Below are 23070 nucleotides of genomic sequence, written 5' to 3'. Positions count from 1 at the left end.
GACAGTGTGGTGATTCAGAGGAACATGATTATTTAACTTTGACACAGGTTCTGATTAATCAGATCTTCCTTGATGGTCACTGTAAAATGCCCGCCGGTGCCGTTGCCCAGTCCATCTGGCTGCCCGCGGAAGATTCACGATTGGAAGTGGCCGGGATAGCGCGGATGCGAAGCATCAGAAGAATAAAAAGCATGATTGGAAGGCTATCGGGGCGATCGGTCCGGGACGATCACGGCTTTGACCTGGACATTCCGCTGCCGAAGATCAGTGACCATGCCCTGCGCGTTGCGAAGGCTATCAGGGGCGAGAATCGACCGCCCGCGATCATCATCCACGGAGTAATGCCACGGTCGGGGACCGTATACACAGGCGAAGTCCTCCGGCTGCACCCTGCGCTGCACGCCTACCCGAACGATATCTGGGAAATCCCTTTTCTCGAGCTCACGGGCGATGTCCAGCACATGCAGAGACATTTCTTCGCGGCCTACAAACAGAACAAGGGCAAGGTAGGTGACCATGATTTTCTCCCGTTGTTCGGGGCGGCGCTTATAGCCTATCTGTATTCCTTCATCCCGGAAGGAAAACGGATGTTGCTGAAGGTGCCGGACGTGCAGTACCTGCAGAATTTTTACGCGGTGTTTCCCTATGAGAATCCCTTGTTGCTCATGCGTGACGGAAGGGATGTGGTGAATTCAACGGTCAACTCCTGGCCGGACAGGCGGTTTGACGAGGTTTGCGCCCTGTGGGACAAAAGCGCGCGCATGATGCTCGCCTTCGAGAACCGATATTCCCGTAACAGCCATACGTATCTCTCCGTCAAATATGAGGACGTTGTGAAGAGCCCGGATGGCTTTGCGAAGAGCACCTGCGAGATTTACGGGCTCGATTACGGGACATACCCCGGGGATAAAATAAAGGAGCTGCCGGTCAGGGGGTCATCTTCCGATGTGAGCAAGGACGGCACGCAGACGGCCTGGAAGCCGGTCGACAAGCCGAAGAACTTCAACCCCGTCGGGCGCTGGAAGGACTGGCCGGACAGCCGCAAGCGGGCCTTCAAGAGGATTGCCGGGCAGACCCTGATGGATACCGGTTACTGCGCAAGCCTCGATTGGTGAAGTGAGCCCGGTATTCATCGAGCTCCGCTTTCCCTGTACAGGATCGCGGACCTCAGATGCCCAGTTTGGCTGAAGGCGGCATACGATTCTGGCCGGGATGCGCAGGAGGGGCGACATGGCGGACAAGATTCAATATCCCACCCGGCCCCTGCGTTTCCGGCTAATGAACCGGATCGTTCGATATGCGCCCGTGACAGCAAAGTATCATCACAATTCCATCCTGTTCAGAAAGACGGTCGATGCGCCGGAAATGCCCGCCATTCCCGCGGGATATGAGTTCAGGTCCGCCACCCGGGAGGATCTCGATTTCATCACGAACCATCCCGAGGCGCTTATGCGCGGAGTGTATGCGAAGCGACTGGAAAGGGGTGACCGGTGTTACTGTCTGAGCGATGGGAAAGAGATCGTAAGCTACAACTGGGTCGCCTTCTCCCTATGCTGTGTGCTGTGCGGATTCGACCGCGGCGTCGAATTCTTTCCGTTGAGCAAGGAACAGGCCTTCACCTACGACTTTTATACCTACAAGGCGCGCCGAGGGGGCGGGCTGGGATCGACGGCGAAGCAGCTTCTGGTCACCACGCTGGCCGGGCAGTGCATCCGCGAGGTCTATACCCTGGTGATGCCGTACAGCACTGCCTCGCTCAAGATTCATCTCCGGCTGGGATATGAGCCGATGTGCATGGTGTACGGATACCGGGTACTGGGCTGGAGCCGGACCTATTACGGCAAGGCAGATGAGAAACAGTGGCTGGATGCCTGGATCGACAATTTCAGGGTGTCCGCCTGTGTCTGATAGAATCTCTCTACAATATTGTGGGGACGGATTTCAAATCCGTCCCCAAATCCTCCGTCCCCGCGTTGGAGTAGGGGGCAGATATTAAATCTGTCCCCGCTTGCCCGGAGATTAAGCAATACATGCTGCCCACCAACAAGATCGATTTCGACTCGTACGGCGTCTACGACCTCGATCCGGGCCTGGTGGATGCGGAGCTGCGCCGGGTGATCCTTGACTGCATAGAGGTGCAGAAGGCGCATGCGAAGGAGGCGCTGGCGGTATTCCAGCCGCATCCCACCTCCACGCATGAGGTATCTGAAGGGCGGCTGAACGAAATCCTCGCCCAGGGCGGCGACATCCACGGCATCGCCAGTGATCGCAGCATCTCGAATGTCATCACCTTCTCCGCGAAAAACATCCAGGACGCCGTGCGCGATCCCGCCATCGAGCGGAGCCGCGCCCACGTGGACCGTGAAATCGCCAAACTGGTCAGGGCGCTGTTCCGGAACAACGGCAAACTGTCGATAACCAGCAGCGGCCATCTGTGGTACCCGCCGGGCTCCTACATGGGCTGGCACACGAACAGCAAGGTTCCAGGCTGGCGCATCTACGTCAACCATGCCGAGCAGGAGGGGCGGTCGTTTTTCCGCTACCGTGATCCCGGCACCGGACAGATCGTCACCCTGAACGACAGGCCGTGGAACATCCGCATCTTCAAGATCAGCCGGGAAAGACCGCTGTGGCACACGGTCTACTCCGAGACCAACCGCTTCAGTATGGGTTACATGGTAACTCGGGAGAGCCTGCTCGCCCGCATACTGAGGAAGTTGAAACGTTCATTCCATTAAATGATCCCCTGTTGAACGTCTACGCGCTCACTTTCCCGCAACTGGTCCGCCAGGCCATGGAGATGCAACTCGGTAATGACGCGATCGCCAGGATGCGCGTCACCTATGATCTGGCGGAACATATGGCCGACGGGCTCTACCGCAGCCAGGGCTGCCCCTTCATCAACCATCTGGTCAGGACTTCCAGTATCGTGCTCGCGCATGGAGGCGGCCTGCAGCCGTCGCTCGCGGCCATGCTGCACTCCGCCTACATGCTGGATTGCTTTCATAACAGCCGCAGGCGCGCCTTCAGGCCCGGGGACCGCGCGCAACTTTCTGCCGCGGTAGGCATCGAGGTCGAGGAGATCGTCTCGGAATATCACCGACTTGGATGGGGGAAACGTGAAATCATCGCGACACACCTCGAACAACTGCCATCGTACAATCCTGTGGTCAAGTCAGTCCTGTTGATACGGCTCGCGAACGAGCTCGAGGACTATCTCGATCTTGCTGTGCAATACCGTCCCAGATATTCCTATCGAAACCGGATCGACGCCTTCGGTGGTCTCTGTATCGATCTGGCGGAGCGGTTGGGTATGCCGGGACTCGGGCTGGCGCTCAGGGAGGCCTATGACCTGACGCTGATGCAGCGGATTCCGGCGGTTGCGGTGCGTGAGTACATAAACGCCTACGAACTGCCGCGGTGGCATTTCAACGAGCGGAATATGCTTGCATTCGCGATAATCAAGGTAAGGATGTTCTTGCGGAAGCTCAATCGAAGCGGCAACCGGAGCTAGGGTTGAAATCTGCCTCGTATTTACTATGAAAAATCCGATCAATCGACTGAGGGAAAGGATACGCAGGTACAGGCTGCATGCGTGGCTTCTTGATGGCATGGAGAGCCATGTCGGTCCCAGAATCCTCTATGCCGGCCACCTGTTGAATTTGAACTACATCGCGCACATCGCCCATGGCGATAACTGCAGGGTGGAGAAGCTGGGCAAGGTTTGGATACAAAGTATTGGACGACTTGCCCGATCTGTTCCTGCCGTTGACATTATCGTTATCGAGACCGATGAGAATTATTATGCCCGGCATGCGGGGCGACAAGATTTTTATATCCCATGCTGGATCGACGGGATGATTGAGTTCTCTCGCTTCAATGCGTTGCTACCACATAGCGAAAATATCAAGAGCGACCTTCGCAAGACCAAAAAACAGAATTACCATTACGAAATATCGAAAGAAACAGATAAGTTTGACCTTTTCTACCATACTATGTACCGACCCTACATCCTCAAGGCGCACGGAAACCGCGCGGCATTGATGTCGTACGACGCCATGATGAAAAAGGCCTCTATCACAAAATTGCTGCTCATCAAGCAGGGTGATGAGTACGTAGCAGGTGAAAATCTCCTGTTTGAAGAAGGGCGGGTTCGTGCCTGGTCGCTGGGGGTTAAGGATGGGGACTATAAGCATGTCAAAGACGGTGTCCTGGGGGCGCTGTACTACTACAAGATTCAATATCTGAGTGGGCTGGGTTACAACAGTTACCATTCGGGCGCCTGCAGATCCTTTCTCAAGGATGGCGTTCTTCAATACAAGAAAAAATGGGGATTATGCCTGACGCAAGCCAGGCCTGGCGGGTTCTGGCTGCAGATACCCGCCAGGTCGGAGGGCGCAGCAGTTTTCTTGAAAGATAATCCATTTATACATCTGGATAACGGAAAATTATGCGGTACGATTTTCAGCGATGGAGTGCCGATAGAGGAACAGATCACCAGTATTCGTAAGCTGTACGCTATTCCCGGGTTGGCCGGTATGGAAGTGGCGCATCCCGATAACCCGGCCGCTCGACACATGTTTCCAATAACAGGGCTCTGAAATAACATGATGAAAGTAATCGCATGTCCTTTTCACGCGGCCTGTACACCAGTCAAATCTATGCGGGTCTGTTCGATCTCACGGTGAGTGGGGAGATCTCCCTTGAGATTACCTAGCACCCTTCGGCATGGTTAAGCAAGCGGGACTAGGTAAAGCGGACTTACAACCGTATCGCCAATCTCGAACTGCACGAAAATGGCAAGCGTATCAGTCATTGCTATGACATGCTGGAGGGCCCAGAGATATATCATTGAGAAGTCTGGAAAAGTGTGACATATAATTCAAGAGATGCCACTCCAGCATTTATCTTGACTGGAGCGAAAAGCAGAAAAGGATATTTAAGAGGATTGTCGGCTACGCCTTAATAGCATGCGCATATGCAGGCGGTTATGCCTGAAAGTTGCAATTGCGGAATGGATACCCCATCATTCAGCGCGGTAATTCGATTGAATTAGCTGCTCTGCGCAAATTTTCCTCGGTTAGGGACGGAGGGAATAAAAATGGTGGAGGTGAAATATCTAGGGCGCCTCGGAAATAAGCTTTTTCAGTATTGCTTCGCGCGGATTCTGGCGGAAGGCTTAGGTTATGGCCTCAAGGCGAATCCTATCCCGGGGTTTCCGGGCACGAATGCGCCCGTTGAAGGGCATGATTATTCATCGGGATATCCTGTTAAAACGATCGCTCACGACTATCCTCAATATTACAGCGGCGTTTACAACCAAACGCTGAGCTGGAAAAACAAAAATCTGCATGTGCAGGATCTGTTAAGTGATGCGAGCAAGAGAAAGATCGAAATACGCGGGTATTTTGAGCGCTATGAATATTACAAGGCCTGCAAGGATACGATCAGGCGCGACTGGCTAAGGGTTGATATGCCCATTCAGTACAGTATTCACCCAGATGACGTTGTGATGCATGTTCGACTGGGGGATGCCGGAGAGTACCTGGGGCGTAAATTACCGATCTCTTATTATGAAGAAGCCCTTGAAAGGGCGGGAGGAAGAAAGGTTTTTATATGTACCGACAAACCCGCGGATCCCTGCCTGAATAAATTTAAAAAATATAGTCCCATCATCCATCATGTCGATCCGCTGCAGGATTTTTTCTTCATGATGTCGTTCAATAAAATTATACAGAGTCAAAGCACATTCAGTTGGTGGGCAAGCTTCCTGTCGCAGGCGCGCCAGATTTATGCGCCCATCCCATTGCTCGGAGTATGGAGTTCATTTCATCCGGAGACGGATTTAAAGGTTGACGACGAATCCAGATATGTCTATCTACATTGCAAGTCGATCGCGATGCCGACATGGAAGTATCTCTTTGCCGCGGCGAAGAGAGAAGTACGGAAAAGAGTTACCTCTTGAGCGGGTGACGCGTTGCGGCTTGTTTGCTAGCTACTGACGCCGGCAGCCATGGAATATTGGAAGTCACAAACCCTCCATCAGCCCGGATAGTTCGCATCTTCGTTTGGTCAATTTTCCCTCGAGAGGGAATGTCGCCTTCATTCGATGGCAATCCGATTCGGTGGATTTCCGGTATAGCGACGAGCCGCGCCAAATCTAGCCCCGAGTAAACCGATTTTGCCTAGCGTAGGCAGTGATGGAAGGGCCGCTATCAATGTTTGTGAAGAATATTGATCATCGGTCTCCAGCTCGATTTCCAATGCCTCATGGCTTGGTAAACGGTTGATTTCATTGGCAAGCCTTCTGCATCCAGCCTGGCTGTGATCAGATTGGGTAGGGGGATCCATTAAGCTGGGAGTGAAAGGACTTTATTTGCGTGTCGCTTTAGATAATTATATGGCGTGGAGGCGGGATAAAAAATCCGTTATTTCGGTTAGGTTGGCGTCAATGCGCGGGCGATTCTGCGCCAGAGAGGCAAGGTGTACGACATCACGGTTTTCCCCATACTCTTGCCCTTGGTTTTCCCAGGTGTATGCAGGGTTGTTTGATCTGCAACAAAGAGGAAAAGCCAGAATTTCCATATCAACCCGATTCGACGACACGCGGTTGGTCGATGGGACATCACTGGCCCTGACGGTGCATGATTGCGCGCGCAACAATAACATAAAAATACTGATTGATTTGAATGACAACAGGAACTTTGCCGTTTCTCAGGCGCTCGATGACTATGATGTAATTGTAAAGAGGGGGTTTCTCGGGTCCGAACTTGAGAAGCTGGACAAGCGCCACCAGGGGAAGGTGATCCCATACGGTATTAATTACAATTGTGGCAGTTCGTCTGTGCCAATTTTGCAGCTGTTCACCTACCATCATCTAATGAGGCTCAGGCTGCTCGGCGGTGCCCGGTCCAGAAAGCATAAAATTAGCATGCAGCATCAGCTCAGGTTTTTATTCTATGTAAGGAAAAACAACCTGTCTCTTCACGAATCCGATTTTATCGCCAGGCCCGATAGTCCGACCAGTCATGGGATATTTTTCATAACGCGGTTGTTTATTTCGTCCAAGGGGCTGACCGATTTCTCAAGGCAGCGGATTGATCTGGTCAAAGCGCTGAAAAAGGAGTTCGGTGCTAATTTTTATGGCGGCATCGTCAGAAACCAGATGACGGAAAGATTCTGCCCCAAGGATCTGTTGATTTCAAAAGTATCGCGCCGTCAGTTTACCCATCTGCTCAAGAGTTCCGACATTGCGATCAATACGCTGGGCGTCGGGCAATCCAATCCGTGGAAGCTCGGTGAGGCATTGGCTGCGGCGCGCTGCATCGTCACCGAGCCGCTGGTTTTCGGGATTCCCCAGCCCCTGCGGGAGGATGTTAATATAAAGTCGTTTAGTTCTATCGATGACTGCCTGACTGCCTGCGAGGATTTGCTGAGCACTCCGGGCAAGATCAGATGGATGAAAGAGAGCAACTGGAAATACTATCAAGATAACGTCAGATCAGAGACGCTGATTGAGAAGTTATTGAACAGAAGCTTTTCGGTGACGGACGCTGTCAGCCCGTTGATTGCGGCAAAATCCCCCGCAGGATTGTCTACTATTCTGGCCAAAGAAGAGAGCGGGGTGGCGCTGGCTGCGGTTGATGAATAAAAGCCACCCAACCACTGTCCGTTAAATGATTCGTTAACGTCTTCCCTATCCCTGCTTGTTGGCGGTAAATCTGCTTGTCGCCAGCGTTCCCAATTGTTTGATTCGCGTCTGATTTGTTTGAATTCGCTATCAATTCACGCGGGAGTCTGGTATATAATTTGCATCATTCGTGCTGGGTTAGCAATATCCTGTCGCACAGCCACTTCGTATAAGGGGCAAGTGCCAAGACAGAAATGAAGAGAATTCGGAGTACTTCACTCGGCTGGAAAGGGTGTTTGCCAGGGAGAGGCATTCATTTGATTTATAATTCCGCTCTGTTTTTTCCCCGGTCCAAATTTTCGTTTCTTAGGTTCCTCAATGCGTAGTTCTCAATATTCCCCGGTCAAATCCTGGTCCCAGTTTGATCGCAAGGTCAGATTCAGCGGGCGCAAACTGCTGGGCGAACTGGACAGGTTTGAGAATTGTATCCTGGTGGCGGGATGCCAGCGCTCCGGAACCACGGCCTTGTCAAGATTGCTTACTGCAAGCGAGGGGATGGTCAATTTCCAGTTTGGCAGTGACGATGAACTGGATGCGGCCTTGATACTGTCCGGTTGGGAATCGTACCCATCGGAAGGACGGTTCTGTTTCCAGACTACTTATTTGAACAACAGTTACCCGGAATATTTCGAGCACGCGGACTACAAACTGATCTGGGTGTTGAGAAATCCCTATTCCGTGATCTATTCCATGCTCCATAATTGGAAAATCGGGGCCTTGAACAGATTATTTCGTCATTGCGGCCACGAATTCCTCGCGGCGGGCGAAAGATGGAAATACGAAAAGCTGGGTTCGCTGGCCGTGTCCCGCCTGCGAAAGGCCTGTCTTTCATACAATGCGAAAATATCCCAGACGGCCGCGCTGAAAGACGAAATCGATCAGGGTCGCGTCATTATCATCGACTATGATGATCTCATAAAGAACAAGGCCCATATCCTGCCGAAGCTGTACAATTTTACGGGTCTGAATTATCGCGAAGAATATCTCTCCAGGCTGCATGCGAAGAGCCTGTCCAAGGCTGATAAATTCTCAGGCAAGGAGGCGGGAATAATTGAATCGCTCTGCACCCCCTTCTACCTGGATGCCAGAAGACATCTCTCGGCCGACTTGATCGTATAGAAATGATCCGATTCAGATTGATGTGCATAATCCATGACGCGTCCTGATCGAAAGCTTCGCATTTTATTTATCACCTCGGATAAATACCCGCCATGCAGGCCCGCCGCCAAGGCGATCTTCAGTGAAGAACTGGTTCGGCGTGGGCATAAAGTGGACTGGATAATTCAAGCGGAGAAATCCTGCCAGAGATTCCATCATGAAGAATTCGGTAATGGAACGGCTTACATAGGTGCGACGGACGACGGCGGATCCAAATGGCATCGCTTGCGTAAGCACCTACTTGATATCGCGAATGATTTACGCATGTTCTGGCTGATAAAGCCGGGGAGCTATGATCTTGTTCAGGTCAAGGATAAATATCTTGCCGCCATATTGGCATTAATGATTGCCAGGCTGAGGGGGGTAAAATACTTTTACTGGCTGGCTTATCCGCATGCCGAGGCCTCGCTGTATTCGGCAAGAATGTCCTATGCCAGATATCGCTGGGTAACATATATGAAAGGGATCTTGTACCATTTTTGTTTGTACAAAGTAATATTGCGTTTTGCCGATCATGCCTTTGTACAAAGTGAGCAGATGAAGAGGGACATAATTTCAGAGGGGGTGCCGGCGCATAAATTGACCCCGATCCCAGGTTCCTTGAATCTCGACCAGATCGCATGTAAACCGCCAAGCGATGATAATGCGGAAGCAATGCTCAGTGAGAGCAAGAAAATCGTATATCTTGGCACTCTTATAAGTGTCAGAAGGTTGGATTTCCTGATCAGGGTTATCGCGGAAGTCATAAAGAAATATCCTGGCGCCAAGCTTTATCTGGTCGGAAAAGGGGAGCAGCCGAGAGACGAGCAACTGCTTCAGTCCGAAATTGACCGTTTGAACGTCCGGCATGCAGTCGTCATGACTGGGCAATTGCCGATTGAGGCTGCACTTTCCCATGTCGCCGAGGCGGATGTATGTCTTTCACCGTATTATCCCATTCCCATATTGAACTCCACGTCGCCGACTAAGCTTATTGAATATATGGCGATGGGTAAGGCGGTTGTTGGCAACGACCATCCGGAGCAAAGCCTGGTAATCAATGAAAGCGGCGCAGGATACTGTTCACCATGGTCCGAGGCTGAATTTTCGGCCGCGATAATCAGGATTCTGGATAATCCATCGCTGGCAAGAGAAATGGGCCAAAAGGCGAGAGTACGTAGAAAGGTGCCGGACAAATTCCCGGATGGCGGATATTGTTGAAAACGAGTATTACGAATCTCTCTAGATTGCCTGCCGATTTCCTCGGGGCCGCTGATAAAATGTCATCAAAACGCAGAATCTGCATCATTGTCCCGGCCCACTGGGAAGCATTAATGGGCGGGTCGCAATACCAGGCGAAAATCCTTATTGAGAATCTGATTCCTCTCGATAGATTCGACATCTATTACCTGGCGAGGCGCGTGAAACGGGATTTCACGCCGGTAGGGTATAACATTGTGAAGATATCGGATCCTCGCTGGTACCATCGTTACGGGTATTTTCCCGACGCCCTGAAACTTCTCCGTATCCTTAAAGAAATCAAGCCAGATGTGATTTATCAGCAGGTTGGCTGCGCCTATACCGGTGTGGCCGCTTATTACGCCAAGCGGTCGGGCTGTAAAATGGTATGGAGGGTGACGAGCGACAAGAGTCTGCAGAGGGTCGCCAAGTCGAATCTTCGGGAATTGTTGCCAGATCGTTATGTCGAAAGAAAAATTCTTGAGTATGGGATAAGAAATTCCACGAAGATTATAGTTCAGACAGAGGCGCAGGCCGCGTTGTTGGAAGAGAATTATGATATCGAATCGGCGGAGGTGATAAGAAATTTTCATCCGTTGCCGACCGAAGCCATGGAGAAAAACAGTCAAAATACGGTTCTGTGGGTCGCGAACTTCAAGAAATTGAAGCAGCCTGAGGTGTTCATTCGTTTGGCCAGAGATCTCGTGGATACAGATGCCAGATTCATCATGATTGGCGCGCCTGCCGGAGGGCAATGGCAGCAGGAGCTGGATAAACAGATTTCCTCAACGGAAAACCTGGCTTATCTTGGAGTCCAGTCCCAGCAGGAGGTTAATCGACTTCTGGCTGCAGCGCAGCTCCTGGTGAATACCAGTCAATATGAAGGGTTCTCGAACACTTTTATCCAAGCCTGGATGCGACGGGTGCCCGTGATCAGTCTGAAGGTCAATCCAGACAATCTGCTGAGTGATGGCGCGCTCGGGTTTTGTGCCGACGATCATTATGAGAAGCTGAGAAGGCAGGTCTCGTATTTGTTGGGAAACGCGGAAGTAATGGCAAGGGCCGGATCGCAGGCCCAGTCCTATGCTTTCGAGCATTATTCCGAGAAGAATGTTCGGCGTCTGATCTCGCTGCTGGATAACCCATGAATACAGCGGTACACGTCCTGATTGTTTCGATATTTACCATCCCTTTTCTGTCAAAGACCTTGGGGATTCTGCCTAGGATCGTGAGCCTGCTGCCTGAGGTTATCTCTGGTGCGTTATTGATTGCCGCACTCCTGCGCGCGGCGCATTTCAAGAAAATATCCATAAAACGCGGTTACATCGTTCTGTTCTCTCTTTTTTGCCTGCACATAATGCTCGGAGCTATTCTGAACGGCGAGCAGCCGGGAACTTTTCTGTCTGGTCTGAGAAACTATCTGAAATATGCCCCGTTGTTTCTGGTTCCTGCGGTGTACGATTTCAAAGACAAAGAAATCGCCTCGCAGTTCCATCTGCTGTTATTTCTCGGATTGTCACAATTCCCATTTGTCATTTATCAGAAATTCGTTGAGGGAAAGCATGCCGATCTCGTTGCCGGAACGTTGGGTGTGGGGTCTGTCATGTCCATTTATCTTGTATGTTTGATCGCAATCCTGCTTGGATATTATTTCAGGAGCAAATTGTCGACGGGAAGATTTCTGAGCCTGGTCTTCCTGTTGTTTATACCTACTACTTTGAATGAGACCAAGAGCATCCTAATTTTTTTTCCAGCCGCTTTTTTAGTGGTAATGGCGCTGTCCGGTATCAGCCGGGACGCAAAAATCAGAATAATAGGCGCGGGCGCCTCATTCTGTGCCATGCTTGGAACGTTTTTTCTGGTGTATAGCCTGTTTTTCAGCGCAGATAGGGAGAGAGGCCTGCTGGATTTCTTTCTGGATCCGGAGACCGGGGTTAAATTCTATCTTTATAGTGGTGATTCACAGGAGATCGATGCCAAGCGTGTACTTGATCAGAACCAAGTGATTATAGGGGCCTTGCCGACGGTTGATAGAGACGAGGACAAGATACGCAGAATTGACAATATCATTCTTCCCATTCGGGTGCTCTCCGAGGATCCCGTAAAGCTTCTTGTTGGGCTGGGTATTGGGAACGCCTCGGATTCTTTTATTTCCAGCTTCTCGGGCAAGTATTCTCAGTTAGGCAGCCTTGATTCCTCCTATACGGCTTTGAGCATCTTCCTTTGGGAGATAGGGTTGATCGGAGTTCTGATCTTTTTCCTATTTTTTTACATGATATTCCATGATGCAAAATCGCTTTCTGGTGGGAAAGAGTTTATAGGAAATTTTTCGGTGGGATGGGCGTCAATAGCGGTGATTATCGCTCTTTCGATTCCCTATAAAAACTTTCTGACATTTGATGTTCTTGGATATCTGTTCTTTTATTACTCTGGATATGTCGCAGCCAAGAGTATCGATCAATCTGTAAATTATGACTCTCAAGGTTCACGAAATTAGAATTTCAATGCTTATAGGACATGAGGGTCGTGGCATGAAAAAAAAGTATGCATTTATAAAAATTAGATCCCGGCACACGATAGTTGATCAGATAATCAGAATATTAAAGCATACATTCCCTGAGTATGAATTAGACGTTATTGATGTTAAGCCACTATTGAAGCGCAACATACATATTGCACTGATTAATTTATTTCATATGGTAGCTAATTATGGAGTAAGGGAGATATTTCAAAGTAAGAGCGCATTTTATAACCGGTTCTTCGGGACGCCATATTTATATCATCATCTTCATAGGCTATTAAACACAAGATCAAAGTCTGGGTATTTGTTTTCTATTCAAGATTGCTCGCTGTTCAATGGGAAATTAGCTGGTATACCGCATTTTGTTTATACGGACCATACAGTATTGGCAAATAAGAACTATCCTGAATATGACGAGAAAAGTGATCTTTTATCAAAATCATGGATAAATTTAGAGAGAGATATCTATGGCGATGCCGACATCGTATTCACGCGTTCAATGATAGTCAGGGAGTCAGTTGTTCAAGACTATAGTTGTGATGTGAAAAAAGTGCATTGCATTTATTACGCGCCATTCGTTGAAGAAGGAGAAAGAGAATCTAGCCTGAATAAATATGCGAGTAAGAACATATTATTTGTTGGTCTAGAGTGGGAAAGAAAGGGCGGCCCACTTTTAGTCAAGGCCTTTGAACAGGTAGTGAAGGTGGAGCCTGATGCTACGCTGACCATAGTAGGGTGCTCGCCTGACATTGTTCTTCCGAATGTTGAGATAGTCGGGCCGGTCAAGTCTGAGAAGTTGTGCGAGTATTATGAAAAATCCGCTGTGTTTTGTCTGCCAACCCGACGTGAGCCCTTCGGGATAGTATTTCTCGAGGCCATGAGTTACTCGTTGCCGGTCCTGGGTACAAACATCGGCGCTCTTCCTGAGTTTATCATTGACGGAGATAACGGGTATCTTGTGGGGATCGATGATGTCAATGGTTTAGCGAGGCTGTTAATCGGGTTGATATCAGATCCGGCAAAATGTGAGCGTATGGGTCGGCGCGGTTATGACATATATCGCGAGAAATTCACCTTGGAAGCCGTTTCTTCCTCGCTGAAGCGATATATTACGCCGTTCATCCGCGCCTAGAGCCCAACCGTTTCTATATGGTGTGACGATTTCTCTTGGCCACTCTGTTATCCATTAACAATTATTATTATCCGCGCGGCGGCGCCGAAACCGTTTTCCTTGCGCACAACAGGTTGCTCGAGGATGGCGGGTGGACGGTGGTTCCCTTCGCCATGCGACACCCTGATAATCTTGACACTCCATGGAGCGAATACTTTGTCGAAGAGATCGAATACGGTTCCAGCTATTCTTTGCTCGACAAGCTCAGGCGTGTGCCCAAGGTAATCTATTCGCAGGAATCGCGCGCGAACATAGATAGTTTATTGAAAGTCTCTCACGCCGATATCTGTCATGCGCATAATATCTATCACCACATTTCTCCCTCCATATTCAGCGCCGTCAAAAAACACGATATCCCGGTGGTTATGACGCTGCATGATCTCAAGCTGTCCTGCCCTGCGTACAATATGCTGTCTCATGACGGAATCTGCGAAAGGTGCAAGGGCGGGCGTGAATTTAATGTACTGCTGCATCGTTGTATCAAGGGCTCTTTCTCGCTGAGCATGGTAGTTTTCATGGAGGCCATGTTGCATAAGGTGCTTGCCACTTATTCGAAATATGTCGACAAGTTCATCGTGCCGAGCAGGTTCTATCTGGACAAGATGGTCGAATGGGGCTGGCCGCGAGAGAAGTTCGTTTATATCCCGAATTTCATTCAGGCCTCGAGCTATGCGCCTGAATCCGGGTTATCTGGAGCGTTCGCCTATTTCGGGCGTCTGAGCAGGGAAAAGGGGCTCGTCACGCTGATCAGGGCCGTGGCGCAAGCCGGCGTCTCCCTCAATATCGCGGGCACGGGTCCGGATGAGGATCATCTGAAAAGACTGGCCCGCGACCTCAGTGCGGATGTGCGCTTCCATGGTTATATAAAGGGGAAGGCATTGCACGATTTCGTTCGTTCTTCCCGCTGCGTCGTGCTGCCTTCGGAGTGGTACGAGAATTCGCCTATGTCGGTTCTGGAGGCGTATGCGCTTGGCAGGCCGGTACTTGGCGCGGCAATCGGTGGTATACCTGAGCTGATCAGGCCGGACAGCACCGGATTGGTTTTCGACTCCGGATCTGTAGAATCTCTGGCAAATGCATTGCGCTCGATGGCCGACTCCCCGGATCACAGGCTGATCGAGATGGGTCGGGCCGGACGCGCCTGGGTTGAATCGGACTTTTCCTCCGATAACTATAAAGGCAAGATACTTGAATTGTATTCGAGCCTTGGCGTTCGATGTTGAGTCTGCACAGCTTGGGATAAGATTCGGCGACGATATTTACCGGTGGGCATATGGTCAAAGTGATGGTACTTGGGCTGCGGGGATTCCCCGATGTTCAGGGCGGCGTTGAAAAGCATGCCGAGCATTTATATCCCCTGCTGGTCGAGCTGGGGTGTGACGTTGAGGTGATTGCCCGCTCGCGTTACCTGCCGGCAGAGCGAAAATCATGGCGCGGCGTTGATTTCCGGAGATTATGGGCACCGGGATCGAGCGGCATCGAGGCCCTGGTTCATTCCCTGCTGGGGGTTATATATGCCGCGGCCAAACGTCCCGATATTCTGCATATTCATGCCATTGGCCCTGGTATCGTCACGCCATTGGCGAGATTGCTAGGCCTGAAGGTCGTGGTTACTCACCACGGCCCAGACTATGACCGGGAGAAATGGAGTTCCTTCGCTCGCTGGCTGCTGCGCCGCGGCGAGGCGTGGAGCATGCGGTATTCGCATCGTCGGATTGTCATATCGAAAGTCATCAGGAACTTGGTCGCGCAGAAATATGGAACCGACGCCAACGTGATCCCGAACGGGATAGATCTCCCCATAATACCGCTCACCGATCAAGCCATTCGATCGTTCGGGCTGGACAAGCGCCGTTATGTACTCTTGGTCAGCCGCTTTGTGCCTGAGAAAAGACATCTGGATCTAATCAGGGCGTTCCATCTGGCTGACATTGCCGGCTGGAAACTTGTTCTGGTCGGAGATGCGGACCATCCGGATAGATATTCGGCGTTAGTGAAGCAAGAAGCCGCACAGGATGGCAACGTGGTTCTGACTGGATTCCAGTCGGGGGACGCCCTGCGCGAGCTATATGCGCACGCGGGTATGTTTGTATTGCCCTCTTCGCATGAAGGATTGCCGATAGCCATGCTGGAGGCATTAAGCTATGGAATGCCGGTTATAGCGAGCGACATCCCGGCCAACTTGGAGGTGGGGCTCCCGCCGGAGAATTATTTCGATTTGGGAGATATCGCCGCCTTGGCATCCATGCTAAGGCGGTGTGTAGCTTCTTCTGAAGCAGAACGTCAGAGGCATCGCAAGTTGGTTGAAAACGGCTATGACTGGCCTCGCATTTCACGCCTAACCTTGGAGGTCTATCAGGCTGCCCTTGGCTCTAGTCTTTCGAGTCGTAGAACTCCTTCGCAGTAGGGAGGCTTCCGTAGGCCCGAATAGCAGGTACCACGTCATCAGAGAAATAGGGATCGCGAGTCTGCCAGAATAAATACCACGGGTTTGTCAGTTTAACGGCGCCTGACAGGAGTTCACTTGCTGTGTTTATGCGTCCTATGATGGAGTTGTATTCTTCGTAGTTTCCCCATTGAACGTCGGGCCCAGTTGGAACATCCTCATGATAGGCAAGGTACTGTGGGTAAATAGTGCTGGTAAGAGAGCCATTAGAAAGTTTTGTGTCTGGGCTTCCAATGCCAATCTCATTCTCGACCATCCAGCTGGTGAACTTCACCAAGTCAAAAACTCCAAAATTAATCATTTGAAGCACGGTCTTGTCAGGAAAGGCGCGCTTTGCTGCCAAGGCGACAACTTTAAATCCCTCTTCAACGCCCTTTGCTGAGTACCCAGGCGATGCTACTGCTCCCGCAGTATTTATCGCGGTTTCTCCTAAATTAGTCCCTTCAAAATACGGTTCTTTGTTGAATCTTGCGCCAAGCGCAGCATACACAGCGGCGAGCCTTCCCTGAAGATTCTGGTTCCATAAGCAGGGGCGCCAGCTCCCTTCATTTCCTTGGTAGGCTCCATAATATGTGGAGCCGCATCCATATGAAGAATCGGAGAACATATAGGTCGGGATGTTAGGGCCAAGATTGCTGTTGTATTCGTTGTAGGTGATGGTCACCCACAGTCGTTTCCCTCGCGATTGTACAACCGCCAGATCTTTTTCAATTACGGAGAAATCAAAAGTCCCCTTTGTTGGTTCCAATGATCTCAAATTATAAGAACGCTTGATTCCGACAAAATCCGGGTTGCTAGAAATGTCTGAGATCATGCCCGCCGTTAACGGCGTGCCGTTGCTCTTGCCCAAGTAGACATAATAGCCCGGATGAAAGTTTTCGGGATTCTTGACGCTCTTTGGCATTACGACAGTCGATGTGCTCGGTGGCGGCGGGGTTGTCGTGTCGGTCGTTGTGCATTGCGTGCCGTCCAGAGATTGCAGGCACAATCCCGTGGGTGCGGAGGGCGGTGCGGCCATGGCGGCGGCGGAAAGAAGCGCGGCTATTAGCATCGCGAATGGCAGAGAAAATGTTTTCATTATCTGTTCCAGGGTTTTATAAGAAGGGGTGCCTATGGAAATGGCGCATCCCATGATGAATGGTGAATTCGTTTGCATGATCAGCCCGCCGCCTCCGTTATCGTTCCGCAGATAGGCAGCGACCAGTTCGACAGGCCGTCCGCATTGTAAGCGCGCACCCTGAAGCACACATTATCTCCTGGGAGCAGTCTCAGCGTATACCAGGAGTCGTATGCGATTGCAGGGATTGCCGGATTGAAACTGGTCGACAACGTGTTCGTTATATCCGAGATCTCAGTGCTGACAGATTCGGGGGTGGGGCCGAAGAAAACCTTGTAGCCCTGGACGCTTCCCACGTTCGGCTGCCAGGTCAGGGTCAGTAGGACGTTGCTAATGTCCTCATCTGTGGGCGACGAGGCAGGGTTCTGTGCGGCCTGGGCGTACACCATGATCTCGCTCAGGTTGACATAGTCCGATGTGTTGGTGGAATCCAGGCGAAGCCGGACATATCTGCCCGAAACCGGTATGAAGCTGGCTTGCGCCCATCCCGTGGTTGTGTCAATGGATGAGTTGGCAATTACCGTGGCCCATGTCGATCTGTCGGATGACACATCGACGGAGTAATTGGCGTTCCGCCCAGCGTCCGCAATATAGACTTTCATGTTGATGCCACTGATGGACTGAACGGTACCAAGATCGACCATCAGCCATTGCGGCAGGCTGAGCGCAGTCCATTTCGAGGTCAGATTGCCGTCGGTGGCGAGACTGGGCGCGCGCGCACGTTCCGCGTCATAGTCCGAGGCGCTGACCGAGGCGATGTTCGCGGGCAGCACCTGCCCATACAGTTCGAGTTCGTAGAGATTGGTGTAGTCGCTGGCATTGCTCGAATTCAGACGGATGCGCACATAGCGCGCCGTCACCGCGGGCAGTTCGGCGCTGACCCAGCCGGATACCGCAACGGGTTTGACGTTGGTCAGTACATTGGTCCAGCTCGTGTTGTCCCTGGAGACATCTATGGCATAGCTCGCGTTGGCCCCATTATTGTTCACGTTTATCTTCATGCGCAGATGACTGACGGACTGGGTGGCGCCGAGGTCCGCGGTGAACCACTGCGGCATGCTGAGCGCGGTCCATTTGGAATCCAGGTTTCCGTCGATCGCGTTTTCGGGTATGCGCTCGCGGTCGGCGTCGTGACTGGAGGCATCGACTGCAGTGATATTGAGCAAGACCAGGCCTTCGGCCGGCGCATCCGCCGCGTAGGCTGTTCCGATCAATGCGTTAATCAGGTTCATAACATTTCCATCAGAACCGTTTATCTGGTTGAGAGCCTCATTCATTATCGTACCTGACTCTGCCGGCAGTACCGTCACTGCTTCGGAGGGCAGGCTTCCTGCGTTCAGCCCGTTGGTTGCGGACTCCAGATCTGCCATGGCGATGCTGGGTGCGACCAAGGCGGCAGCGGCGACTGCGGTGCGGATATTACTGAGTGCGCCCATGGTTATCGGCAACTCCTCTATATCTTGTACAGATGTCGGGAATGTGACACTAACAGCGTTAGACAGTGAATCTGACGCGAGTTCATCATTGATTTCGAGCCCATTGCTGATAGATTCGATTAATACTTGGCCAAAAGTAATTGAAGAAACAGAGGAAACCCTTGGGTCAGAGCCAGCAACGCCGACCCCGTCGAGTGTTCCGTCTGTCATGTCAGCGCTCAGAGAGTTGATGATTGTGTCCGCGCTGGCATCAACTATGACGCCTTCTAATACCCTTTGGTTCCGTCGGATTGTCTCGGCGATAGCTTCGCTCGACTTGATGACGCTGGCGGCGTTGATGTCTGTGACAGGTGTCGTGATCGGATTGGGCATGAGATCGGTATTCAGGCCTGCGTTGAATATGGTGAGGATGCTTTCGCTTGCGGAGGCGAGATTTGCCGGCGTCAGACCTCCCGATTTTCTCCTGGCTGTGTTGACGATCAGCGTGGAGTACGGATTGAGGTTTGCCGTGCTGATGTCCGGGCTCGTGATTGCACTGATGAGGGTGAAGCTCGGCGGTGCGTTGTTGACGATGTTCGTGCCGCCGGTCGCGGTCAAGGTCAGCGGAAAGATCGAATTCGCGGGTATGTCCGCGCGATAGTGCGCGCGGGAGTCGCTGCGCGTGGTTGCCACGAAGGCGTCATTGGCATCCCGGATGGTGATGATTGCGTCGGTTACCGGGCCATCGATCACCGTGCCGGTAATCGTGATCGGCGTCTCGTTTATGACGCCCACCACGGTGGATTGCCCGCCCGTATTGTTATCGGAATCCGCTGGCGGAGGTGGCGTGTTGGAGCCTATTACGACTCCGACCTCGCCAGTGCCGCCCGAGGAGGCTTCGTCTTCTCCGCCGCCACACGCGGCGATCAATACAGAGAACACAATAACTGCGTGGACGCGTAATGTGCGTCTGAACCAGGTGATGTCAGCCATCGGTGATTTGATCCTTACTGCTGGTAGGATGAATTGACGTTGGGCAATGATGCCCGCCAGCGATTGTTTATTCCGTGCGGCGCATCATTCAGTGGCGGTGACCGCAGTCACATAAACCGGGATTAACCGTGAATAATGCGATCTGCTACGCAGGGTGCGACGCATGGTCGCGGTGTCAGGGGGTGCACGGAGTAAGGGCGACGTGCGTGGCGGAACTCAAGGCTGCGGAGATGGAATGCGTTGCGTTATTCCGCTTCGAGAGGGGTGTCGTGGTTTGGGGACAGTTGAATTGAAGTAAGGGGACAGATTTATAAATCTGTCCCCATTTGCGTAGCGGCGGTGGATAGGGGACAGATTTGAAATCTGTCCCCGAACAGCTACTGCGCGGAGCGTGCCTGGATCAGGCGTTGACCAGGTAGCAGACAGCGTCCGAGAAGCCTGACTGCCCCTCGGCGTTGTAGGCCTTGATGCGGAAACAGGATTGATCGCCGGGCTTCAGGCCGAGGTCGGACATGGTGTCGTATTCCACGCCGGGGTTCGGCGTGACCGTGATGACCGCGCTCGCGGTCTCGGGGGTCGGGCCGGTGTGGACGATGTACCCGTCGATATTGCCCTGGATCGGTTGCCAGCTCAGCGCGATGATGACAGGTTCCGGTTCCGCGCTCGCCGTATCCTCGGGCGGGGTGGTGTCTTCATCATCAGGCTCTTCCGATGGCAACCCTGTACCGTCGTTGGAGGTATCCACCCCCGTGAGGGTGTCGGTACCGGCGCCGGCCGAGCTATTGTCGTGCCAGTCGAAGCAGGCGCTGAGCAGTGTTCCCAGGATGACGATGATGAGGATGCGAAGCCGCGGTGATACCCAGTGATGCAAATCCATGTCCTGTTTGTGTCCTGTCGAATTAAAATGTTAAATGATTGGCGGATACGGTCGAATGCCTCTGTACCATGTCATCGTCACAATGGGTCTTTTAATTGAGGAACCCGGGACGGGATTCCGGTACGTTGGCATGGTGTATGGCGAATCCGTGTAGAATAGCGTCACCTCGGCCGATATGAATTAACGCAACATATAGCATTTAACAAACGTGCAACATACTACATATGGAAATATCCGCCGTCCAGCGCGTTGTCTGAACGGTCAGCAGGGAATGTAAGGCATTATGGGACGGAACATTTTCAATCTCGCCCGGGATTTCTTTCAATCTCCCGCTGAGCACCGGGACCTGCTCGACCCGTCAAGTCCCTTGCCGCCGGATGTCAGCTATCTCCTTGACGCCTTAACCGAGAATAAGGATCCCGGCTCCGAGGAGCCGATGGCCCTCGCCGCTGATCTGCGGGAGGCGATCCAGTTCATGATTGAGCGCGTATTCTTTGCCCCGGGCGCGGACTGTTACCGGATCCTGGGATTGAACTACGGCGCCAGGCCTGACGAGATACGGAAGCATTACAATCAGTTATTGCACATCTACGCCCTTGACCAGGCCGACCGATCGGGGGAGTGGAACCCTATTTTTGCCACCGAGATCAGCCGCGCCTACAGCGTGTTGCGCGATCCGGAGCGGCGGCGGGCTTACGATCAGCACCTGATCCAGCGGAGCGGGGTCAAGGGAGCTCCGGCTGTACCGAGGGATCGCATGGATGTCCCTTCCGAAGCGGGGAAGGCGCCAGGGAACGTGTCATACCTGAACCCTGGCCCTTCCGTCCGGCCCATGCCCTCGGAAGATGAGATAAAGGAGCTTCAGAGGCAGGTTCAGCAAAGTTCGGCGACCGGTGCGAGGGAGCGAACGGCGTCGGCGGAGCCTGCGGCGCCGCAGGGATCCAGCCGGAGTTCGTTCATCGCGAATCGCATCGATCGCGCCAATGGCTTGTCCGAGACGGGAGGGACGCCCGAGCCTGAGTTGGCGCAGGTTTCATCCAACCCTGCACCGATATCCTGGAGCTTGATCAGCGAGCCGGTCGCCGGTGCAGCGGGAAAATTTCCAAAGGGCATCCCGGTTACCCCGCCGGAGCCGGCCGGGGCGGATAGCAAGCGCATCCTGTCCATGGACCGTTCCACGTTTGCGATCCTGGTGGCGGTGATCATGGTACTGGGCGTCTATGCCATCGTCCTGCCGAATAGACTCGGGGAGGACTCCGGTTCCGGCCCGGCATCGATACCCGGGGAGGAAATGGAGGCGGCATCGGGCGACGCGGATGCGGGTTCCATCCCTGCGCCGGTCAACGGCAACGTCGTGCGCGATACGGCGGAGCAGGCGGCTTCGAGTGAGGTGTTCAGTCCCTTCGCTGCCATCCCCGATCCGTCGGCGGCCGATGCCGGCGAAGACAAGAAGCCCGCGGTATCACGAGCTACATCGTCTGATGCCCGGCGCGAGACCGGTTCCGCGGGTAATGAGCCGGTAAACAGGTCTGCGCCGAATACGGCCGCATCGCGTGCTGAGGCGCGCCAGCCGGCGGTGATCCCGCCGGGAGGACAGGGAGCCGGCGGCGAGAACAGGTCCGCGCAGAGTTCCCCGGCGCGGCCTGCGGCTGGCGGGTCTGTGGTCCGTTCAGAGCCGGCCGTGGCAGCGAGCGCCAAGCCGCCGGTCGAATCTCCGGCGGTCACGGAGCGCGCCGCACCGTCCAGGAAACTTGAATCGCTGCGCCAGACACTGCTCGAGGACAAACCCGCGGCGAAGGTGGGCGCTGTCGCAAATGCCGGTGTGGTGACCGTGCCGCGCGATGACGCCGCCGCGAAGATTCCTGCCCAGGCGACGATAGCTCCGTCCGCGCCTGCCGTCCCCAGGGTTGATGGTGGGCAGATGGATAAGCCTGCACTGATTGCGAGTGTCGCCCCGGTGCAGGCGTCGCGCAATGGCGAGGCCATCACGATTCAGGAGCTTGATCGCCTCGCGGAGACGTTCTCCCGGGCCTACGAAGCGGGCGAACTCGACACGCTGGTGGGCCTTTTCTCCGAGGATGCACGGACAAATGACCAGAGCAGCAAGTCCGGTATTGCCGCGGATTATCGCGAGCTGTTTCAGATCAGCGAGACGCGCAAGTTCACCATCAGCCGCCTCCGCTGGGAACAGGACAAGCGCGGTGACGGACTGAAAGGTGAGGGGGATTTCCAGGTCGACGTGAAACTCAAGAGTGACCAGAGCGTGACGACGGTACAGGGCAAGGTCCTGTTCCATGTGCGGCGCGGACCGGACGGCATCCTCATTACCGAAATGATGCATACCTATAATTGATGTCCCGGGCGGCATGGTACCTCTCCCTGTGGCGGGAGCGCGGGCGAGCCGGTATGATGAGGGACGAAATTTCCAGTAGTCCGCCTGCCGCCAATGACGATTGGGCGCGGG

At 52.9% G+C, this 23070-nt stretch carries 18 protein-coding genes; 15 read left to right on the top strand and 3 right to left on the bottom strand.

What is annotated here, in order from left to right:
- Nucleotides 1-38 precede the first annotated feature (38 nt).
- The 14 genes from IPK65_00350 to IPK65_00285 all read left to right on the top strand — a co-directional run bounded on the left by IPK65_00350 (nt 39) and on the right by IPK65_00285 (nt 16165).
- Entirely contained in the window at nt 39-1115 is a 1077-nt protein-coding gene (locus IPK65_00350) for a sulfotransferase (GenBank protein MBK8161638.1), read from the top strand.
- A 115-nt stretch (nt 1116-1230) separates the two neighbouring features.
- Nucleotides 1231-1908 carry a hypothetical protein gene (locus IPK65_00345; GenBank protein MBK8161637.1) on the top strand — a complete coding sequence of 226 codons (678 nt, stop codon included), beginning with the start codon at nt 1231-1233 and terminating at the stop codon, nt 1906-1908.
- Between the two features lie 122 nt (nt 1909-2030).
- Nucleotides 2031-2738 carry a hypothetical protein gene (locus tag IPK65_00340; protein ID MBK8161636.1) on the top strand — a complete coding sequence of 236 codons (708 nt, stop codon included), beginning with the start codon at nt 2031-2033 and terminating at the stop codon, nt 2736-2738.
- Between the two features lie 11 nt (nt 2739-2749).
- Nucleotides 2750-3514, top strand: coding sequence for a hypothetical protein (locus IPK65_00335; protein ID MBK8161635.1), 765 nt, complete (start codon nt 2750-2752; stop codon nt 3512-3514).
- 25 nt (nt 3515-3539) lie between these two features.
- Nucleotides 3540-4601 (top strand): hypothetical protein, encoded by a 1062-nt coding sequence (locus IPK65_00330; GenBank protein ID MBK8161634.1) that lies wholly within the window; start codon nt 3540-3542, stop codon nt 4599-4601.
- A 500-nt stretch (nt 4602-5101) separates the two neighbouring features.
- Entirely contained in the window at nt 5102-5965 is an 864-nt protein-coding gene (locus IPK65_00325; GenBank protein ID MBK8161633.1) for an alpha-1,2-fucosyltransferase, read from the top strand.
- A 579-nt stretch (nt 5966-6544) separates the two neighbouring features.
- Nucleotides 6545-7651 carry a hypothetical protein gene (locus tag IPK65_00320; GenBank protein ID MBK8161632.1) on the top strand — a complete coding sequence of 369 codons (1107 nt, stop codon included), beginning with the start codon at nt 6545-6547 and terminating at the stop codon, nt 7649-7651.
- 357 nt (nt 7652-8008) lie between these two features.
- Entirely contained in the window at nt 8009-8809 is an 801-nt protein-coding gene (locus IPK65_00315) for a sulfotransferase (protein ID MBK8161631.1), read from the top strand.
- Nucleotides 8810-8842: 33 nt separating this feature from the next.
- Nucleotides 8843-10048: a glycosyltransferase family 4 protein gene (locus tag IPK65_00310; GenBank protein MBK8161630.1), complete on the top strand. Its 1206-nt coding sequence runs from the start codon at nt 8843-8845 to the stop codon at nt 10046-10048.
- Nucleotides 10042-11214 carry a glycosyltransferase family 4 protein gene (locus tag IPK65_00305; GenBank protein MBK8161629.1) on the top strand — a complete coding sequence of 391 codons (1173 nt, stop codon included), beginning with the start codon at nt 10042-10044 and terminating at the stop codon, nt 11212-11214. Before IPK65_00310 ends, IPK65_00305 begins: the two co-directional genes overlap by 7 nt.
- On the top strand, nt 11211-12563 hold the full coding sequence (locus IPK65_00300; protein MBK8161628.1) for a hypothetical protein: 1353 nt from the start codon (nt 11211-11213) through the stop codon (nt 12561-12563). Before IPK65_00305 ends, IPK65_00300 begins: the two co-directional genes overlap by 4 nt.
- Nucleotides 12564-12597: 34 nt before the next feature.
- Nucleotides 12598-13719: a glycosyltransferase family 4 protein gene (locus IPK65_00295; GenBank protein ID MBK8161627.1), complete on the top strand. Its 1122-nt coding sequence runs from the start codon at nt 12598-12600 to the stop codon at nt 13717-13719.
- A 35-nt stretch (nt 13720-13754) separates the two neighbouring features.
- Nucleotides 13755-14981, top strand: a complete 1227-nt coding sequence (locus tag IPK65_00290; protein MBK8161626.1) for a glycosyltransferase family 4 protein — start codon at nt 13755-13757, stop codon at nt 14979-14981.
- A 50-nt stretch (nt 14982-15031) separates the two neighbouring features.
- On the top strand, nt 15032-16165 hold the full coding sequence (locus IPK65_00285; GenBank protein MBK8161625.1) for a glycosyltransferase family 4 protein: 1134 nt from the start codon (nt 15032-15034) through the stop codon (nt 16163-16165).
- On the opposite strand, the gene IPK65_00280 is transcribed toward IPK65_00285, so the two are convergent.
- The 3 genes from IPK65_00280 to IPK65_00270 all read right to left on the bottom strand — a co-directional run bounded on the left by IPK65_00280 (nt 16131) and on the right by IPK65_00270 (nt 20606).
- Entirely contained in the window at nt 16131-17360 is a 1230-nt protein-coding gene (locus IPK65_00280; protein MBK8161624.1) for a hypothetical protein, read from the bottom strand. The two genes, IPK65_00285 and IPK65_00280, sit on opposite strands and share 35 nt — an antisense overlap.
- A 2-nt stretch (nt 17361-17362) precedes the next feature.
- Nucleotides 17363-19729, bottom strand: a complete 2367-nt coding sequence (locus tag IPK65_00275) for a discoidin domain-containing protein (GenBank protein ID MBK8161623.1) — start codon at nt 19727-19729, stop codon at nt 17363-17365.
- Nucleotides 19730-20129: 400 nt separating this feature from the next.
- Nucleotides 20130-20606 (bottom strand): fibronectin type III domain-containing protein, encoded by a 477-nt coding sequence (locus tag IPK65_00270; protein MBK8161622.1) that lies wholly within the window; start codon nt 20604-20606, stop codon nt 20130-20132.
- A gap of 283 nt (nt 20607-20889) precedes the next feature.
- On the opposite strand from IPK65_00270, the gene IPK65_00265 reads away from it, so the two are divergent.
- A complete protein-coding gene (locus IPK65_00265) occupies nt 20890-22959 on the top strand; it encodes a DnaJ domain-containing protein (GenBank protein ID MBK8161621.1) in 2070 nt (689 codons plus the stop codon).
- Nucleotides 22960-23070 lie beyond the last annotated feature (111 nt).

Source organism: Gammaproteobacteria bacterium (genome assembly GCA_016712635.1).
In the GTDB taxonomy this organism is placed as follows: domain Bacteria; phylum Pseudomonadota; class Gammaproteobacteria; order SZUA-140; family SZUA-140; genus JADJWH01.
The sequence above is the reverse complement of the archived record's forward strand: the minus strand, read 5'-3'. Positions and strand labels throughout refer to the sequence as shown.

Excerpts from the sequence above, each read along its gene's own strand:
- IPK65_00265 (MBK8161621.1), top strand. The coding sequence starts at position 20,890 with ATGGGACGGAACATTTTCAATCTCGCCCGGGATTTCTTTCAATCTCCC.
- IPK65_00280 (MBK8161624.1), bottom strand. The coding sequence starts at position 17,360 with ATGCAAACGAATTCACCATTCATCATGGGATGCGCCATTTCCATAGGC.
- IPK65_00340 (MBK8161636.1), top strand. The coding sequence starts at position 2,031 with ATGCTGCCCACCAACAAGATCGATTTCGACTCGTACGGCGTCTACGAC.
- IPK65_00310 (MBK8161630.1), top strand. The coding sequence starts at position 8,843 with ATGACGCGTCCTGATCGAAAGCTTCGCATTTTATTTATCACCTCGGAT.
- IPK65_00275 (MBK8161623.1), bottom strand. The coding sequence starts at position 19,729 with ATGGCTGACATCACCTGGTTCAGACGCACATTACGCGTCCACGCAGTT.
- IPK65_00295 (MBK8161627.1), top strand. The coding sequence starts at position 12,598 with ATGAAAAAAAAGTATGCATTTATAAAAATTAGATCCCGGCACACGATA.
- IPK65_00300 (MBK8161628.1), top strand. The coding sequence starts at position 11,211 with ATGAATACAGCGGTACACGTCCTGATTGTTTCGATATTTACCATCCCT.
- IPK65_00330 (MBK8161634.1), top strand. The coding sequence starts at position 3,540 with ATGAAAAATCCGATCAATCGACTGAGGGAAAGGATACGCAGGTACAGG.
- IPK65_00285 (MBK8161625.1), top strand. The coding sequence starts at position 15,032 with ATGGTCAAAGTGATGGTACTTGGGCTGCGGGGATTCCCCGATGTTCAG.
- IPK65_00345 (MBK8161637.1), top strand. The coding sequence starts at position 1,231 with ATGGCGGACAAGATTCAATATCCCACCCGGCCCCTGCGTTTCCGGCTA.
- IPK65_00325 (MBK8161633.1), top strand. The coding sequence starts at position 5,102 with ATGGTGGAGGTGAAATATCTAGGGCGCCTCGGAAATAAGCTTTTTCAG.
- IPK65_00270 (MBK8161622.1), bottom strand. The coding sequence starts at position 20,606 with ATGGATTTGCATCACTGGGTATCACCGCGGCTTCGCATCCTCATCATC.
- IPK65_00315 (MBK8161631.1), top strand. The coding sequence starts at position 8,009 with ATGCGTAGTTCTCAATATTCCCCGGTCAAATCCTGGTCCCAGTTTGAT.